Source organism: Rhodococcus sp. OK302 (assembly GCF_002245895.1).
GTDB lineage: Bacteria > Actinomycetota > Actinomycetes > Mycobacteriales > Mycobacteriaceae > Rhodococcus_F.
The window spans coordinates 657,466-673,182 of the sequence record NZ_NPJZ01000001.1 but is presented as its reverse complement, the minus strand read 5'-3'; the positions used below and the strand labels follow the sequence as shown (position 1 = coordinate 673,182).

15 protein-coding genes are annotated in these 15,717 nt (G+C 59.3%); 9 read left to right on the top strand and 6 right to left on the bottom strand.

All coding sequences use genetic code 11. The annotated features are described in order from the left end of the window. Positions 1 to 35 precede the first annotated feature (35 nt). From BDB13_RS03090 to BDB13_RS03080, 3 genes are read right to left on the bottom strand one after another with little or no spacing between them, the layout of a single operon-like run. Positions 36 to 2,414, bottom strand: a complete 2,379-nt coding sequence (locus tag BDB13_RS03090) for a bifunctional salicylyl-CoA 5-hydroxylase/oxidoreductase (RefSeq protein ID WP_094270357.1) — start codon at positions 2,412 to 2,414, stop codon at positions 36 to 38. Positions 2,415 to 2,423: 9 nt separating this feature from the next. Next, positions 2,424 to 2,855 (bottom strand): acyl-CoA thioesterase, encoded by a 432-nt coding sequence (locus BDB13_RS03085; RefSeq protein ID WP_094270356.1) that lies wholly within the window; start codon positions 2,853 to 2,855, stop codon positions 2,424 to 2,426. Beyond that, positions 2,852 to 4,474, bottom strand: a complete 1,623-nt coding sequence (locus tag BDB13_RS03080) for an AMP-binding protein (RefSeq protein WP_094270355.1) — start codon at positions 4,472 to 4,474, stop codon at positions 2,852 to 2,854. The genes BDB13_RS03085 and BDB13_RS03080 overlap by 4 nt, the downstream gene beginning before the upstream one ends. Before the next feature lie 301 nt (positions 4,475 to 4,775). Here BDB13_RS03080 and BDB13_RS03075 point away from each other — a divergent pair, with 301 nt between their 5' ends. Beyond that, complete coding sequence (locus BDB13_RS03075) at positions 4,776 to 6,137, top strand: MFS transporter (RefSeq protein WP_094270354.1); 1,362 nt, start codon at positions 4,776 to 4,778, stop codon at positions 6,135 to 6,137. Positions 6,138 to 6,194: 57 nt separating this feature from the next. Beyond that, positions 6,195 to 7,046, top strand: a complete 852-nt coding sequence (locus BDB13_RS03070) for a PaaX family transcriptional regulator (RefSeq protein WP_094270353.1) — start codon at positions 6,195 to 6,197, stop codon at positions 7,044 to 7,046. 60 nt (positions 7,047 to 7,106) lie between these two features. Here the strand turns inward: BDB13_RS03070 and BDB13_RS03065 are convergent, their stop codons facing one another. Further along, positions 7,107 to 7,502: a RidA family protein gene (locus BDB13_RS03065; RefSeq protein WP_094270352.1), complete on the bottom strand. Its 396-nt coding sequence runs from the start codon at positions 7,500 to 7,502 to the stop codon at positions 7,107 to 7,109. 122 nt (positions 7,503 to 7,624) lie between these two features. Here BDB13_RS03065 and BDB13_RS03060 point away from each other — a divergent pair, with 122 nt between their 5' ends. The 3 genes from BDB13_RS03060 to BDB13_RS03050 are packed head-to-tail and all read left to right on the top strand — an operon-like array spanning position 7,625 to position 9,796. Beyond that, entirely contained in the window at positions 7,625 to 8,458 is an 834-nt protein-coding gene (locus BDB13_RS03060; protein WP_094270351.1) for a fumarylacetoacetate hydrolase family protein, read from the top strand. Between the two features lie 49 nt (positions 8,459 to 8,507). After that, positions 8,508 to 8,945: a cupin domain-containing protein gene (locus tag BDB13_RS03055; protein ID WP_094270350.1), complete on the top strand. Its 438-nt coding sequence runs from the start codon at positions 8,508 to 8,510 to the stop codon at positions 8,943 to 8,945. Further along, positions 8,942 to 9,796 carry an acyl-CoA thioesterase gene (locus tag BDB13_RS03050; RefSeq protein ID WP_094270349.1) on the top strand — a complete coding sequence of 285 codons (855 nt, stop codon included), beginning with the start codon at positions 8,942 to 8,944 and terminating at the stop codon, positions 9,794 to 9,796. Before BDB13_RS03055 ends, BDB13_RS03050 begins: the two co-directional genes overlap by 4 nt. A gap of 81 nt (positions 9,797 to 9,877) precedes the next feature. Here BDB13_RS03050 and BDB13_RS03045 read toward each other — a convergent pair whose 3' ends face one another. Next, positions 9,878 to 10,369, bottom strand: coding sequence for an Lrp/AsnC family transcriptional regulator (locus BDB13_RS03045; protein ID WP_094270348.1), 492 nt, complete (start codon positions 10,367 to 10,369; stop codon positions 9,878 to 9,880). A 139-nt stretch (positions 10,370 to 10,508) separates the two neighbouring features. Between BDB13_RS03045 and BDB13_RS03040 the strand changes: the two genes are divergently transcribed. The 3 genes from BDB13_RS03040 to BDB13_RS03030 are packed head-to-tail and all read left to right on the top strand — an operon-like array spanning position 10,509 to position 13,983. After that, positions 10,509 to 11,174: a cyclase family protein gene (locus BDB13_RS03040; RefSeq protein ID WP_094274634.1), complete on the top strand. Its 666-nt coding sequence runs from the start codon at positions 10,509 to 10,511 to the stop codon at positions 11,172 to 11,174. Between the two features lie 55 nt (positions 11,175 to 11,229). Beyond that, complete coding sequence (gene kynU / locus BDB13_RS03035; protein WP_094270347.1) at positions 11,230 to 12,495, top strand: kynureninase; 1,266 nt, start codon at positions 11,230 to 11,232, stop codon at positions 12,493 to 12,495. A 54-nt stretch (positions 12,496 to 12,549) separates the two neighbouring features. Continuing rightward, positions 12,550 to 13,983 carry an amino acid permease gene (locus BDB13_RS03030; RefSeq protein WP_094270346.1) on the top strand — a complete coding sequence of 478 codons (1,434 nt, stop codon included), beginning with the start codon at positions 12,550 to 12,552 and terminating at the stop codon, positions 13,981 to 13,983. Between the two features lie 12 nt (positions 13,984 to 13,995). On the opposite strand, the gene BDB13_RS03025 is transcribed toward BDB13_RS03030, so the two are convergent. Continuing rightward, positions 13,996 to 14,679 (bottom strand): dienelactone hydrolase family protein, encoded by a 684-nt coding sequence (locus BDB13_RS03025; RefSeq protein ID WP_094270345.1) that lies wholly within the window; start codon positions 14,677 to 14,679, stop codon positions 13,996 to 13,998. A gap of 55 nt (positions 14,680 to 14,734) precedes the next feature. On the opposite strand from BDB13_RS03025, the gene BDB13_RS03020 reads away from it, so the two are divergent. Continuing rightward, positions 14,735 to 15,682 carry a D-cysteine desulfhydrase family protein gene (locus BDB13_RS03020; RefSeq protein ID WP_094270344.1) on the top strand — a complete coding sequence of 316 codons (948 nt, stop codon included), beginning with the start codon at positions 14,735 to 14,737 and terminating at the stop codon, positions 15,680 to 15,682. Positions 15,683 to 15,717: the final 35 nt, after the last annotated feature.

Genomic DNA, 15,717 nt, shown 5'->3' with positions numbered 1-15,717 from the left:
GCGTGGCTATCCAATGGGGGATTGTCGAAGTCTGGCTAGCCCTTCGGAATCCAGCGGGAATGCCGAGTCTCCGACACTCCGTCTCGGATCAAGGTCAACCGGGGCGGCGGACCGTCGGTGCGGCCGCTCGGTGGCTTGCGGCTACCGGCCTTGAACTGATCGGGCCACACGGCTCCGGGTCCCGAGTACTCCTGCTCCGCTGCTGCATGAAGCGTCCACGCCGGGTTGTACAGGTGCGGGCGACCTAGAGCCACCAGATCTGCACGGCCGGCAAGGAGGACCGAATTGACGTCGTCGTGCGATGAAATCGCTCCCACCGCAATAACTCCGACGCCATGCTTGCGTCCCACGGTATTTCGAATGCGATCGGCAAAGGGTGTCTGGTAGCTACGGCCGAATGCCGGCGACTCGTTCTTGACGATCTGCCCCGAAGAGATGTTGAGGACATCGACACCGTGCTCGGCGAATGCCTCCGCGATACGCACCGAATCGTCGATATCGTTACCGCCTTCGGCCCAATCCACCGCCGAGATCCGCACGGAAATCGGCTTCGCGGCCGGCCAGACCGCACGGACGGCATCGAAGACGCTGAGCGGGAATCGAAGTCGGTTTTCGATGCTGCCGCCGTACTCGTCGGTGCGGGTGTTGGAGAGCGGTGAGAGGAACGACGACAGCAGGTAGCCGTGCGCACAGTGAAGTTCGAGGAGATCGAAACCGGCACGGTCGGCGGAGATGGCAGCATCGACAAATTGCTGCCGAACGACGTCCATCTCAGCGGCGGTGACTTCATGCGGGACCTGGTTGGCCGGCGAATAGGGCAATGGCGAGGCGCTGAGCACGTCCCAGTTTCCTGCTTCGAGAGGCTGATCGATTCCCTCCCACATCAGCTTCGTCGACCCCTTGCGTCCCGAGTGACCGAGTTGAACACCGAGTTTCGCGGTGGACCGCTCGTGAACGAAGTCGACGATGCGCTTCCACGACTCCTCTTGCTCCGCGTTGTACAGGCCCGTGCAACCGGGAGTGATGCGACCTTCGGGGCTGACGCACACCATTTCCGTCATGACCAGGCCGGCGCCGCCGAGGGCCTTGCTGCCCAGGTGCACGAGATGGAAGTCGCCGGGCACGCCGTCGACCGCAGAGTACATGTCCATGGAGGAGACCAGGATGCGGTTCTCGAGTTCGAGGCCGCGCATCTTGTACGAGTGGAACATCGGTGGGCGCGAGGTAGTTTCGGTGGTGTGCCCGATCTCGATCTCGTTGGCCGCGTACCAGTCGTCGATGGCCTCGACAAATCCCGGATCGCGCAGGCGGAGATTGTCGTAGGTGATTCGACGGCTCCGGGTCATCAGGTTGAAAGCGAACTGCTGCTCGTTCTGATCGGCATACTGGTCGATGTTCTCGAACCACTCGAGACTGGCCTGGGCCGCGCGCTGCACCGACAGGACGACGGGACGTCGCTCGATCTCGTAGGCTTCCAGACCGGCTGCGAGGGTGTCGTGCTCGTGCAGGCATGCCGCGAGTGCCAGCGAATCTTCCATCGCCAGCTTGGTTCCCGACCCGATGGAGAAATGAGCGGTGTGTGCGGCGTCGCCGAGAAGGATGACGTTCTCGTGGCGCCAGTGTTCATTCCGGACGGTGGTGAAGTTGATCCACTTCGAGTTGTTCGCAAGAACACTGTGTCCGTCGAGGACGTCGGCGAAGATTTCGGTGATCATCGCGATCGACTTCTCGTCGTTCTCGCCGGGGCCGAACTCTGCAGCGGCAAACGCGTCGAATCCCGCTTTCTCCCAGACATCTTCGTGCATTTCCACGATGAACGTACTGCCCTGATCGCTGAACGGGTAGCCGTGAATCTGCATGATGCCGTGCGGCGTTTCCTTGACGTAGAACTTGAAGGCCTCGAAGACCTTGTCTGTTCCGAGCCACATGAACTTGCTGTGGCGCTGATCGAGAGACGGCTTGAATGTATCGACGTACGTGCTTCGGATCGCGGAATTGATGCCGTCGGATGCCAGCACGAGATCGTAGTCGCGACTCAATTCCTCGACCGGGGGTGCGAGAGTCCGGAATCGAAGATCAACCTGGAGATCCAGGCACCGCTCTTGGAGAATGCGCAGCAGTTCCTTGCGTGACATCGCGGCAAAGCCTTGCCCGCCCGACGTGAGAGTTGTTTCGCGGTAGTGGACGTCGATATCGTCCCAGCGTGCGAACTGCCCGGCCATCTTCTCGTAGACTGCCACGTCGGCGTGCTCGATTCCGCCCAGCGTCTCGTCGCTGAACACGACTCCGAATCCGAAGGTGTCGTCCGGTGCGTTTCGTTCCCACACCGTCACTTCGTGGTTCGGGTCCAGCTGCTTCATGAGGGCCGAGAAGTACAAACCGCCGGGGCCACCGCCCACTACTGCAATACGCATGGGATTTCCTTAGTTCGTTGTGGTCGTATGTGTGAGCGGAGGTTGCTGCCGTCCGCCGGTCGCAAAGCCTGCTCGAATCTTTTCGGGCCACGGACTGGATCCGCCTTTGGCCCCGTCCGTGTGAACGACGGTGAGGCTCCCGGCGGCGGCGACTGTTCCGTCGCGATCGACCAGAAAATCGAAAGTCATTGAACTGGTACCAATTCGAGAGACCGTGAGCTCAATGTGGACGCGGTCCTGATGCCACAGTCGATCGCGGTACACCACCTCGTATTTGACCCGGGGGATGACCCCGAAGAGGTGAAGGCATCCCAACTGCTCGTACAGTGATGCCTCTGCTGCTTCTACCCACCGGATGACCGTCGAATGGTGATAGTGGCCGGCCGCATCGGTGTCCTGCCAGTCGACGACCCGATCGATCATGATGGACGCGGTGGTCATGGTTGAGGTTCCGCAGCGCGTTCGTGGAGTCGAAATCGCTGAAGCTTGCCCGACGGGGTTTTGGGGAGTTCGTCGACAAAAGTAATGCCACGCGGGTATTTGTACGGTGCCGCAGTCTGTTTGACGAAGTTTTGCAGTTCCTTGATCTTGGCGTCGTTGCGGGGGACGCCGGGAACAAGAACGACGATGGCGTGGACGATCATTCCCCGCTCGTCGTCCGGGAGGCCGATGACACCTGATTCGAGAACATCGGGATGCTGGTCGATGGCCCATTCGACCTCCGGTGCCGCGATGTTGTAACCGGAGGAGACGATCATGTCGTCACTACGAGCCTGATACCAGAAGTAGCCTTCAGTATCTCGAATGTAGTTGTCGCCCGTCATATTCCAACCGTTGCGCACGTAGCTCAGTTGACGTGGATCGGATAGATAGCGGCAACCGGTGGGACCTTTGACTGCCAGTAGTCCCGCGGTTCCGTCCGGTACGGGTTCTCCGTCGATATCGTGAATCTCGGCCAGATATCCGGGCACGGCGCGTCCCGTGGAACCCGGTTTGATGTCGTCGTCGGCAGCGGAGATGAAGACGTGAAGCATCTCGGTGCCACCGATGCCGTCGATGATGGACTTGCCAGTCTGTTCCTTGACCTCGCGCCATACGCTTTCCGGTAGGTGTTCACCAGCGGAGATTAGGCGCCGGACACCCTGTAGGGCTTTGGCTTTCCCCTCGCGCAGTATGGCTCGATATGCGGTGGGAGCGGTGAAGAGGACGCTGACACGATGGTGGACCAGGGCGTCGGCAAGTTCGCTCGGCGTTGCCCGCTCGATCAGGAGTGTGGATGCGCCGACGCGCATCGGGAAGATGACGAGTCCGCCCAAGCCGAAGGTGAAAGCCAAAGGCGGTGTGCCGGTGAAAATATCGTCGGAAGTGGGTTTGACGATGTACTTCGAGAACGTATCCGCGTTGGCCAGTACGTCGCGATGGAAGTGCATTGTCGCTTTGGGGACACCGGTGGTGCCGGATGTGGGGGCCAGCAGTACTACGTCGTCGGCTGCTGTATCGACGTTCTCGAAGGTGTCGAGTTTTGACGATGCACGAACGCATAGATCGGTGGATTCGTCTGCGCCACAGGTGATGACCGGGATTGTGTCTGCGGCGTCAAGGAGATCTTTGGCGAGAGCGCTGTCGGTGATGGTGACAGTCGGAGTGGTGATTGCGATCAGTTTGCGCAGCTCGGGTTCTCGAAGCAGCGGCATGGTCGTGACAACGACAGCCCCTGCTTTGACTACTGCGAACCAGCACGCCACGATCCACGGATTGTTGCTGCCTCGCAGCAGTATTCGATTGCCGGGAACGACGCCGAAGTCTTCGACGAGCACTCTGGCAATCTGATTGGAGCGACGCAGAAGGTCTCCGTAGGTCCAGATTTCAGTTGCGGTGCGAAGGCAGGGGCGGTCGGCGCCGAGAGTCGCAACGGTGTCGTCGAGGAGTGTAGTGGCGCAGTTGAGGCGCTCGGGGTACTGCAGGCTGGGGAGTTCGAAGAGGAACTCGGGCCATTGTGATTGCGGCGGCAAGTTGTCACGGCAGAAGGTGTCGACGTGAGCCGATGCGGTGCGTGCCATTCTCGACCTTTCGGGTGTGGGTTGAGAACTTCAATGTATGCCGTTGTTTAGACGACCGCAATAGAAACGAAATAAAAACTTCAAGAGAATTCGCAAATGAGACACACTTGACCTGCAATATTGCGTTGCATTGACGTACGCAACGGAAAAGGCATAGATTCCTCGCCAGGTGGCGCGCATCACATGATGCCATCCGGTGTGCTCGCGTGAGAGGCCTTTTCTCCACTGCCGTCGGCTATTGCGAAGGCCGCGTCGCACCGTTCGCCTCTGTTCTCGAGTCCCACGACCAAGGAGTAGGCATATGACGCGACCAGGTTTGTCGCAAGGATCGGAAACCCGAAAGCGCACCGGACTGGTGGTGTTGATCCTCTGTTTCACCACCATTGTGTTCGACGGATACGACCTGGTCGTCTACGGATCGACAGTGCCGACGCTGATTGCCTACGAGGATTGGAATCTCGACTCCGGTGGCGCCGGCCTGATCGGCAGTATTGCGCTGGTGGGCATGCTGCTCGGCACGATGGCAGCAGGCTTCCTGACCGATAGGTTGGGTCGCCGCCGGATCATGCTCGGTTCCATCGTATGGTTCTCGACCTGCATGTTGGTCACCGTCTTTGCCCCCAATGAGTACGTATTCGGGGTCCTGCGCTTCCTCACCGGTATCGGACTGGGTGGTGTTGTACCCACGTGTATTGCACTGACTGTGGAATTTGCGCCGAAAGCACGTCGTAACTTCGCGAATGCCGTGATGTTCAGCGGGTATTCGGTTGGCGGCGTGATCGCGGCGGTATCGGCCATGACATTGCTTCCGGATATCAACTTCAAGTTTCTGTACCTGCTCGGAGCTCTTCCGCTGGTGACGTTGCTGCCCGTCGCCTACAAGTTCCTTCCGGAGTCAATCTCTTACCTTGCCCGGACGGGCCGAGACGACGAGGCGCGAGCTACCGCAGCACAGTTCGGCGTGGTCTACGAAGATGTGGTGTCGCCGGAACCCGTTGCAGTGAAATCGGATACAGCTGCGGCGCAGTCCGGTATGCGTGAGCTGTTCACGCCGCGCTGGATCCGGTCGACAATCTTGTTCGCGCTTGCGAACTTCTGCGGGTTGCTCCTGGTCTACGGCTTGAACACGTGGCTCCCGCAGATCATGCGGTCTGCCGGATACGCGCTGGGCAGTGCGCTCGCCTTCCTTCTCGTTCTGAACTTGGGAGCAATTGTGGGATCGATCAGCGCGTCGTACATCGCGGACCGGATCGGAATCCAGAAGGTTGTGATCACGTCATTCATCGTTGCGTTCGGTGCTGTGATGCTCTTGAGCGTGAATCTTCCGATGGCACTTCTGTTTGTCTTCGTGGCGTTTGCCGGACTGGGCAGTGTGGGAACGCAGATCCTGGTGGGCGGCTTTTGTGCCACTCACTATCCGCAGCGACTCAGCGCCAATGCACTTGCGTGGTCACTGGGTGTGGGGCGTATCGGTGCGATTTGCGGTCCGATCATCGGCGGCGTGATCGCGGACCTGGCCTTCGGGTATCAGGTCAACTTCTATGTTTTCGGCACGGTTGCCGTACTGGGGGCTGCAATCGTGGCTTCGATACCTCGCAAAGCGGGCGTCAGCCAGTCCGGAGTGATGGCCGCATCCGATCGATCCGGTGCATCTGCGAGCTGACCCGATGAGCGCTGCACCGACCACGTCCATGCCGCCACGACGGACTATCGTGGCGGTATGACGGTCGTGACGAAAGAACATGCAGACGGTGATGCGCGGACGAGCGATCCGGCGCCTCGTCAGCTGATCGTGACGCTGTTCGGCCTGTACGGCCGCGCCGAGAAGAACTGGCTGTCGGTAGCGTCGTTGGTGCGGTTGATGGCCGAACTCGGTGTCGACGGCCCCGCTGTTCGATCGTCGATTTCGCGGCTCAAGCGCCGGGAGATTCTCCTGAGTTCACGGCACGGAACAGCGGCCGGCTACTCGATGTCGCCGCTGCTGCTGGATGTACTCGCAGAAGGTGATGCTCGCATCTTCGGTCGGAGCCGCGCCACCGTCGACGACGGATGGCTGCTGGTGGTCTTCTCGGTTCCCGAGTCGGAGCGAGAGAACCGGCACGCACTGCGCACGGTGCTGACTCGATTGGGATTCGGTACCGCAGCGCCGGGTGTGTGGATTGCGCCCGGAAATGTCGAGCGTGAAGTTCGAGAGACGTTGGAACGCAGGCAGTTACATGGATACGTAGATATCTTCAGCGGCAACCATGTCGCGTTCGGAGACCTGCGCTCCAAAGTTCGAGACTGGTGGGATCTCGACGAGTTGACCGCGCTCTATGCGGAATTCATCGATGCGTATCGGCCGATCCTCGCGGAATGCAGCAAGGACGGTTTCACGCCCCGAGAAGCGTTTGCGCACTACGTGGCGATGCTGACCATGTGGAGGCGACTCCCGTACCGGGATCCGGGGCTGCCGCTGGATCTGCTGCCGAAAGAGTGGAACAGTGTCGTGGCCGAGGAGTTGTTCCGGGAGCTGAATACCGCATTGAGCGGGCATGCGCGTGAGCATGCCCTCGCGACAATTCACGGTTGATCGATTCGCCCGGGTGAGGTGCGCGAAAATCCCTCTCGCGCACCTCTGTTCGAGTATGTGTTACTCCGAGATGTGTGCGATGCCCTGAATCTCGATGAGAGCTTCCTTCTGCCACAGTGATGTCACGCCGATGCCAGCCATTGCGGGGTACTCGGTGCCGGCCATTTCGCGCCACAGGCGGCCGATCTCGCGACCGTTGGCCTGGTAGTCCGGGATGTCGGTGAGGTAAATCGTGACGCTGACCAGGTCTGACGGCTTGCCGCCGGCCTCGATCAGCGACGTCAGGGTGTTGGACATCGCTTGCTTGAACTGCTCGATGATCCCACCCTCGACGATCTTTCCTTCGATGTTCAGAGCGGTCTGACCGGCGAGGTAGACCGCGTTATCCGCCCGTACGGCATGGGCGAATCCCGAAGGCTTGAGCATCGTGGACGGATTGATCCGAGAAATGGTCATGTCTGTGTCCCCTGGGTAGGTGGAGGAAACTCTGTCGCAACCCCCAATATGGTGTTACATTGACTATCGTAATCAAAGCGCAACAGATTGTCACTCGATTCGACATATGGAGGCATGGGGGCATGCGGCTACTTTCGGTTCGCCTTTCGGACGGCCAGACCAGCGCGGCAGTCTTGACGCCGGACGGAGCGAGGTTGATCGACTCCGCGGATGTCGGCAAACTTCTCGGTGAGGGGGAGTTTGCCGAATTGGTCAGTCGCGCGGTGGAATCGGGCGAAAAGGTCAACCTCGACCAGGTGCAGATGCTGCCGGTGGTGCCGGATCCGAAGAAGATTCTCTGCTGCGGGTTGAACTATCGAGCACATGTGCGCGAGATGAATCGCGAGGAACCCGAGTTTCCGACGCTTTTTGCGAAGTTCGCAGATACCTTAACGGGCCCGAACGACGACGTAGTCCTTCCCGTGTACGCCACTGACGTCGACTGGGAGGCGGAACTTGCCGTCGTAGTCGGCGCGAACCTCTCCCACGCGGACGTCAGCGAAGCGCGACGCGGCATTGCCGGATATACAGTGGCCAACGATATCTCGGTGCGCAGTTGGCAGCGTCGAACATTGCAGTGGTTGCAAGGCAAAGCGTTTGACGCAACAACCCCGCTCGGGCCGGTGATGGTCACGCCCGACGAATTCGATCCGGCGTCGGGAGCCACGATTACCTGCACGGTCGACGGACGAGTTGTTCAGACTGGCACAACTGATGATCTGGTTTTCGACCCTGCCGAATTGCTTTCCTACATATCCCAATTCACGAAGCTTGCACCCGGAGATCTGGTGCTGACCGGTACGCCGGGTGGTGTCGGTGCCGGCGCGGTACCGCCGACCTTCCTGGCTGATGGTTCGGTTGTCGAGGTCGAAATCTCGGGAATCGGCAAGATTTCCAACACGGTCCGCCTCGGGTAATCCCGTCGGGTTGAGTTTCCAAACATTCAAGTACGAAGGAGCGCAGCGCATGTCGAACGATTCTGTCACCGAAGTTGTCCCTGTCGTGACCAGGAAGGGCCACGAGTACCAGGGCACCGCGCAATCGGGCGGAGCACATCGGGTGTCGGGAGTGAGCATCCAGCACACCCCGGCAACCAAGATTTGGTACGGAAAAGTGACCAACGAGCCCGGCTACCGTTCTCTCCCACACCATCATGGTGAGGCTGAGACCGGTGGGTACGTCCTCACCGGTTTCGGGCGAATCTACTTCGGAGAGAACTACACCGAGTTTGTCGACATGGTCGAAGGTGACTTCGTTTTTGTTCCGCCGTTCATGCCTCACGTCGAGGTCAACATGTCGGTGACCGAAGAGTTGATCTGGCTGACGACCCGTACTCCGGACAATATCGTGATCAACCTCCCTGACGTCGATGACGCCTCACTCGAAGGGTACCGACGCGCATGAGTCGCACCAGTAAGCCGATGCTCTCATCCTGGGATTTCGAACCCGCCGGAGAGAATGCGTTTATCGCCCGCCATCAAGTGATCCCGTCGGAACGAGCCTACGGCGGTGAGGTTGTCGCACAGGCTGTTGCGGCGACGATGAAGACGGTGACCGACGATCGCAGTGTCCATTCGTTCCACGGATACTTCCTACGCGCCGGAGATGTCCACGAGCCGACGGTCTACGAGGTCGACCGGTTGCGGGACGGCCGAGGATTCTCGCAGCGAGCGGTGCGCGGAGTCCAGTCGGGCAAGACGATCTTTCAGGGCCTGGCTTCCTTCCATGTCGCATCCGACGGTGTGCGGCACCAGGATCCGATGCCGGCCGATCTCGGAAATCCGGAGGATCTGCCGACTGCCGGGGAGGTGCTCGGTGATTCCACGGTGCGCGACGCGCAGTACTGGGCAAACGATCGTAGCTTCGACATCCGGCATTCGCCCGACGCGATCTACACTTCCGCCACCGGTGAGCGTACGCGTCGGCAGACGGTGTGGCTCAAGGCTTATGACCAGCTGCCCGATGACCCAAACGTCCATCGCGCCGCGTTGGCATACCTGTGCGACTACACACTGCTCGAACCGATCCTTCGTAATAACGGCGCAGCCTGGGCAGACCCCGGTGTGATCACCGCGAGCCTCGACCATGCAATGTGGTGGCACAACGACGGTCGCGTCGACGAGTGGATCGCTCTGGTTCAGGAATCTTCTTTTGCCGGAAACGGTTTGGGCCTCTCACACGGAAAGATCTACTCGCGTGACGGCGTGCTGCTGGCAACGGTGGCTCAAGAAGGCCTTGTCACGCTACCGAAGTAACCTCTCTCATCCGAATCTCCATGCCCGGCGGCCAAGTTGGTCGCCGGGTAGTCGTCGTATCCGTGCTTGCGTGTTTCGCGCCTAGTGATGGTGTTGTAGTTCGCTGAAGATCAAGTTGGTCTGTGTATTCGCGATCGCGGGATCATTGAGGTGGGTGCTCACGAAGTCTCTGAGTCGGGAGGGCGATTCGCACGAAATGTGAACTAATAGATCGCGATCCCCGCTGATGAGAAATACTCGCTGAACCGAGTCTAATTTGCTGATGCGTTCGGCTATTTCAGTCATTCGACTTCGGGCATGTGAGTGAATCAAAACGGACACCATGGCAGAGATCTCGAGGCCGAGCATCTCCAGATCGATATCTGCATGAAAGCCCTTGATGACGCCTGATTCTCGGAGCGCACGCATTCGGGCAAGTGCGGTAGAAGGGGCAATTCCGACTTTTTCAGCCAATGCATTGTTGGGAATTCGGGCGTCGTGAACCAACTCCCGAATAATCGACGTATCGATCTCGTCGAGCCGAACATGATTCGATCGAACCATCGCTGCGGCGCTCTCGATCGCATTTATCATTCAATTTCTCCCTCTGTCATCCAAGATGTTCAGTGACTATTGACCGCAGGTGCCGATGATTCTAACTTTTGCCGAGCACCCCGAATCATCAAATTGGCGATTCCCATCACAGTTCCTGCGCTTGCGCGGAGAGGCCTCGATGCATCCAGTGAACAATCCGCGCCAGGTCAGGGAACTGATCGACATCAGTCCGGCTATCTCCGAGACCTCGCCGGTATGGCCCGGTGATACTGCGTTCTCTCGGACCTCGACCCTTGATATGAACGGCAATGATGTGGTCAGCGTCAGCAAGTTTTGCACGACGCCACACGTCGGCGCGCATGCGGATGCGCCGGCACACACCCGTATCGACGGTGCATCGATCGGGGATGTCCCGCTCGAGCCTTACCTGGGTGAGGCGCTGGTGCTCGATCTGACGGCTTGTGAGGGCGCACCCGGCATTGCCGACCTCGAGATTGCCCTGGCCCGAATCGGCGGACTATCGGCGCCGCGGCTGATCCTTCGAACCTACGAGCACTATCCGACCCAATGGGACAGCAATTTTTTCGGTGTCGCCGCGGAACTGATCCATTGGTTCGCGGACCGGGGTGGCCAGTTGATCGGAATCGACGGAGCGTCGTTCGATCCGATGACAAGTAAGTCCATGGACGCGCATCATGCAGCGAACGATCGAGGAATATCGATTCTCGAAGGGCTCTGCCTCGACGACGTAACCGAGGGCCGGTACGAGCTGATTGCGCTGCCATTGAAATTTCGCAACCTCGATGCGAGTCCGGTACGGGCAGTGCTGCGGACACTGCCCTGATCACGACACTGCCTTGATTCTTTCGACAACACCATTCACTAGGAGAGCTACCACCATGACAGCGACAGAAGTTCTCTCGCAAGCGGATTGCGTGCAGTTCGACCTCGACGATCCTTTGCACGCATTCCGCGACCAGTTCGAGATTCCCGAAGGCGTGATCTACCTAGACGGCAATTCACTCGGTGCAAAACCGCGCAGCGCAGCGGCGTGTGCCGAACGCGTGATTCGAGACGAGTGGGGAATCGGCCTGATTCGGAGCTGGAATACGGCCGGATGGTTTGACCTGCCGACCAGGCTCGGGGACAAGCTGGCTCCGTTGATCGGTGCCGGCGCGGGTCAAGTGGTGGTCACCGATTCGACGTCGATCAACCTGTTCAAGGCGCTCGCTTCAGCGCTGACCATTGCGGAGCAGAATCAGCCCGCCCGGCGGGTGATCGTGTCCGAGCGTGACAACTTTCCAACGGATCTCTATATCGCGGAAGGCATCATCGGCTTCCTCGACCGGGGGTACGAGCTGCGTTTGATCGATGACCCGGCGGAACTGTCGACCGTCGTCGACTCCGATACCGCGGTCGTGATGCTGTCCCACGCGAACTATCGCACCGGAAATCTGTACGACATGTCTGCAGTCACCGCGCAGGTGCATGAGCGCGGCGCACTGATGATCTGGGACCTGGCACATTCTGCGGGCGCCCTCGAGATCGATCTGGTCGGCTGCGACGCCGATTTTGCGGTCGGATGCACGTACAAGTACCTCAACGGTGGACCCGGATCGCCGGCATTCATTTGGGTGAACGAGCGCAACCTGCACTTGGGTCAGCAGCCTCTGTCCGGATGGTGGGGCCATGCAAGGCCTTTCGCGATGGAGCCCGGATATGAGGCACATTCCGGAATCCGGCGGTTCCTCATCGGCACGCAGCCGATGACATCACTGTCGCTGGTGGAATGTGGCCTCGACATTGCCTTGGACGCAGACATGAGTGCCGTACGCCAGAAGTCTCTGGCATTGACGGACTTGTTCATAGATCTCGTCGAACAGCATTGTGGCGGGTTCGATCTGAAGCTGATCACTCCTCGCGATCACGCGTCTCGGGGATCCCACGTGAGTTTTGTTCACGCTGAGGGATATTCGATCATGAAGGCGCTCATCAGCCGCGGTGTCATCGGCGACTACCGCGAACCTGGTGTCCTCCGTTTCGGTATCACGCCGTTGTACATCGGCTATGTCGATGTTTGGAATGCAGTGGATGTTCTTCGTGACATCCTCGAGAACAAGACGTGGGACACCGCAGAGTTCCGCGAGCGTGATGCAGTCACCTGATCGTCTGAAGAACCCCTGCGGTCCGGTGGAACCGCCTTTCCTAAGGAACAATTCGTGAGTGATTTCAAGAACATTCAGCAACGTGAATCCGGCTTGAAACAAGAGCTCGGCGCGCGTCAGATGAGCATGATTGCACTTGGTGGTGCGATCGGAACCGGGCTCTTCCTCGGTAGTAAGTTCGCGATCGGGTTTGCCGGCCCGAGCGTGATCATCAGTTACGCCATCGGCGGTTTGATCGCGCTGCTCCTGATGGGCGCACTGGCGGAAATGACTGTTGCGCACGCAACTTCGGGATCGTTCGGAGCCTATGCCGAGTATTACGTCAGCCCGCTTATCGGCTTTCTCGTCCGGTACCTGTATTGGTCATGCATTGTCCTCGCGGTGGGAACCGAAGTCACCGCTATCGGTGAATACATGCAGTTCTGGTTTGCGGACATACCGCAGTGGATCTGGATCGTGCTGTTCTCCGCAGTGCTGATCGGTGTGAATATGTTCAACGTCAAGGCGTTCGGAACGATGGAGTACTGGTTCTCGACCATCAAGGTGTTTGCCATCGTGGCTTTCATCATCATGGCCGCCTATGTTGTGTTCGGCAGCGGAAACCCCGACTACGGGTTCCACAACTACACCAGTGGTGGCGGATTCATGCCGAATGGCTTCTCCGGTATGTGGTTTGCCGTGATCGTATCGATCTTCAGCTACCTCAGTATCGAGATGATCGCGATCGCGGCCGGCGAGGCGGAGAACCCGGCTGTAGCCGTCAAGAAGGCCTTCCGTGTCACGATCGTGCGTCTCTTCGTCTTCTACATCGCGACCCTCGGCCTGATCGTGGCTATCGCGCCGATGGACAAGATTCTCAGTGGCGGAAGCCCGTTCGTTACAGTGATGCAGGTTATCAACATTCCGGGCGCAGACAGTGTTCTCAACTTCGTGGTCATCATCGCTGCGTTGTCGGCAATGAACAGTCAGCTGTACGTGTCCTCGCGCATGATGTTCAGCCTGTCTCGCGCCGGTGATGCCCCGAAGATTTTGGGCAAGGTGCGTGCTAACGGTTCACCGGTCAATGCGTTGCTGCTGTCGACGTCAGGCATCGCTGTCGCGACCGTTGTCTACGTGCTCTTTCCGGAGCAGGCATTCACGTTGATGATCTCGCTGTCGATGTTCGGTGCCATGGCGACGTGGTTGCTGATCTTCGTCACACACTGGTTCTTCCGTAAGCGGATGAAGGCAGAGGGAACCAAACTGTCCTTCACGATTCCGGGTTTCCCCGTCGGCACAATTCTCGGTGGTGGCCTGATGGTCGCGATCATGTTGACAACCCTGTGGGTTGAGTCTTTCAAGATGACCTTGGTGTTCGGTGTGCCGTTTGTACTGGCTGCCATCGCCATCTTCTACCTCACTCGTTCACGGCGGGCACGCAGTCAAGCTTTGAATGCTGATCAGGTCGAGGATGAAATCACCGGGACCGTCGTCAAGCGAGTTCCCTGATCTGCCACGGATTCAGAGTGTCTTTGCGAAGAACTCCATAGTGCGCGACCAGGCGAGATCGGCGGCTTCAGGGGCATAATGGCTAGAGGTGTCGTTGTTGAAGGCATGTCCGGCATCGGAGTATCGGCGCACGTTGGCAAGCTCCGAAGCGCGTGACCGCAACTGCTCGACGGATTCAGGCGGAATGCTCGGGTCGAGGTCCCCGTAGTGTCCGAGCCACGGGACCTTCAGTTGCGCAGCGAGTTCGGAACCAGCAGGGATTCCATCCCACCGTGATTCGGTGACCGCGCCGCCGTAATAGGTGACGGCCGCGTCGACGAGGGGTTCGGCCGCACACCACAGCGACACTGTTCCACCCATGCAGAATCCGAGGGAGCCGATTGTATCGGCTCCCTCGGATTTGCAGTATGCGACGGCGGCGCGTACATCATGGCCGATGTCTTTGCTGTTCAACGCCATAAGCGCTTCCTTGGCGGAAGGGAAATCGCTGAAGGACGTGTGTGATCCGCGGTGGTAGAGGTGCGGAGCGACGGCGAGATACCCGGCGTCGGCGAGACGCGTCAGGATACTCTCGATATGAGCGTTGATGCCCCACGCCTCCTGTAGGACGATCACCGCTTTCCCCAGCGCTACCGCATGATCCGGTGTGCCGACAGTCAGCGGTACGTCGGCCACAGTTGTTTTCAAGGTGCCCATTCTTCGACTGTAAACCACAAATGACCGAACATCCCGGCCCGCTACGCTGACATCCATGACCCCGATCTCCCTTGGTAGCTGGCCGACACCGCTCGAACGCATCCCCCGAGCGGCTGAGTCGCTGGGGCTTGGCCCGAACGATCTGTGGATCAAACGTGACGACGTCACCGGACTCGGCGGCGGCGGTAACAAGATACGGAAACTGCAGTACAGCTGCGCTCAGGCCTTGGCGTCCGGCACGACGACTTTGATTACTTCCGGTGCACCACAAAGCAATCACGCGAGATTGACGGCAGCCGCTGCCGCTCGGCTTGGCCTGAAGTGCATCTTGGTGCTCGGTGGTGCTCGGCCGGAAACGACGCAGGGCAACCTCGTACTCGATGAGATAGCCGGAGCAGAGATCGTCTGGGCAGGCAGCGAGAGTGGATCGGCAGTCGCGAGTATCGCCGAGGACGTTGCTCGTTCCGGAGGGGTGCCGTTCGTGATTCCTTTCGGTGGCACGAGTGCGATCTCGGCGCAGGGATACGTCGACTGCGCGCGTGAAATCGAAGAACAGATCGAGGGCTTCGACCGCGTCGTGGTGGCCGTCGGTTCCGGCGGAACAATGGCAGGTCTGGTTGCCCATCTGGGTCCGGAACGCGTGATCGGCGTCGATGTCGGTGCTGTGAGCGATCCTGGCGCAGTTGTTGCCGCGCTACTGGACGAAATGCCCGGGCCGGTGGTTCGTGCCGAAGAATTGCAGATCATGCGTGATCATGTCGGGCAGGGCTATTCGACGTTGACCGACGGATCGAGTAACGCGATCCGTCGACTTGCCCGAACCGAAGGGATCTTTCTCGATCCCACGTACACCGGCCGCGCTTTTGCCGGTTTGACGACACTGGTTGCTGACAACGTGATCAGTGCGGGTTCCCGGACGGTCTTCCTTCATACCGGTGGTGTGCCGGGACTATTCGGCCATCCTGATCTGCCGACGCTCCTCGCTGGTGGGACTCCTGAGTAGTCTCGAATTGACTCCGTGCCGTGTGTGAGAACTGC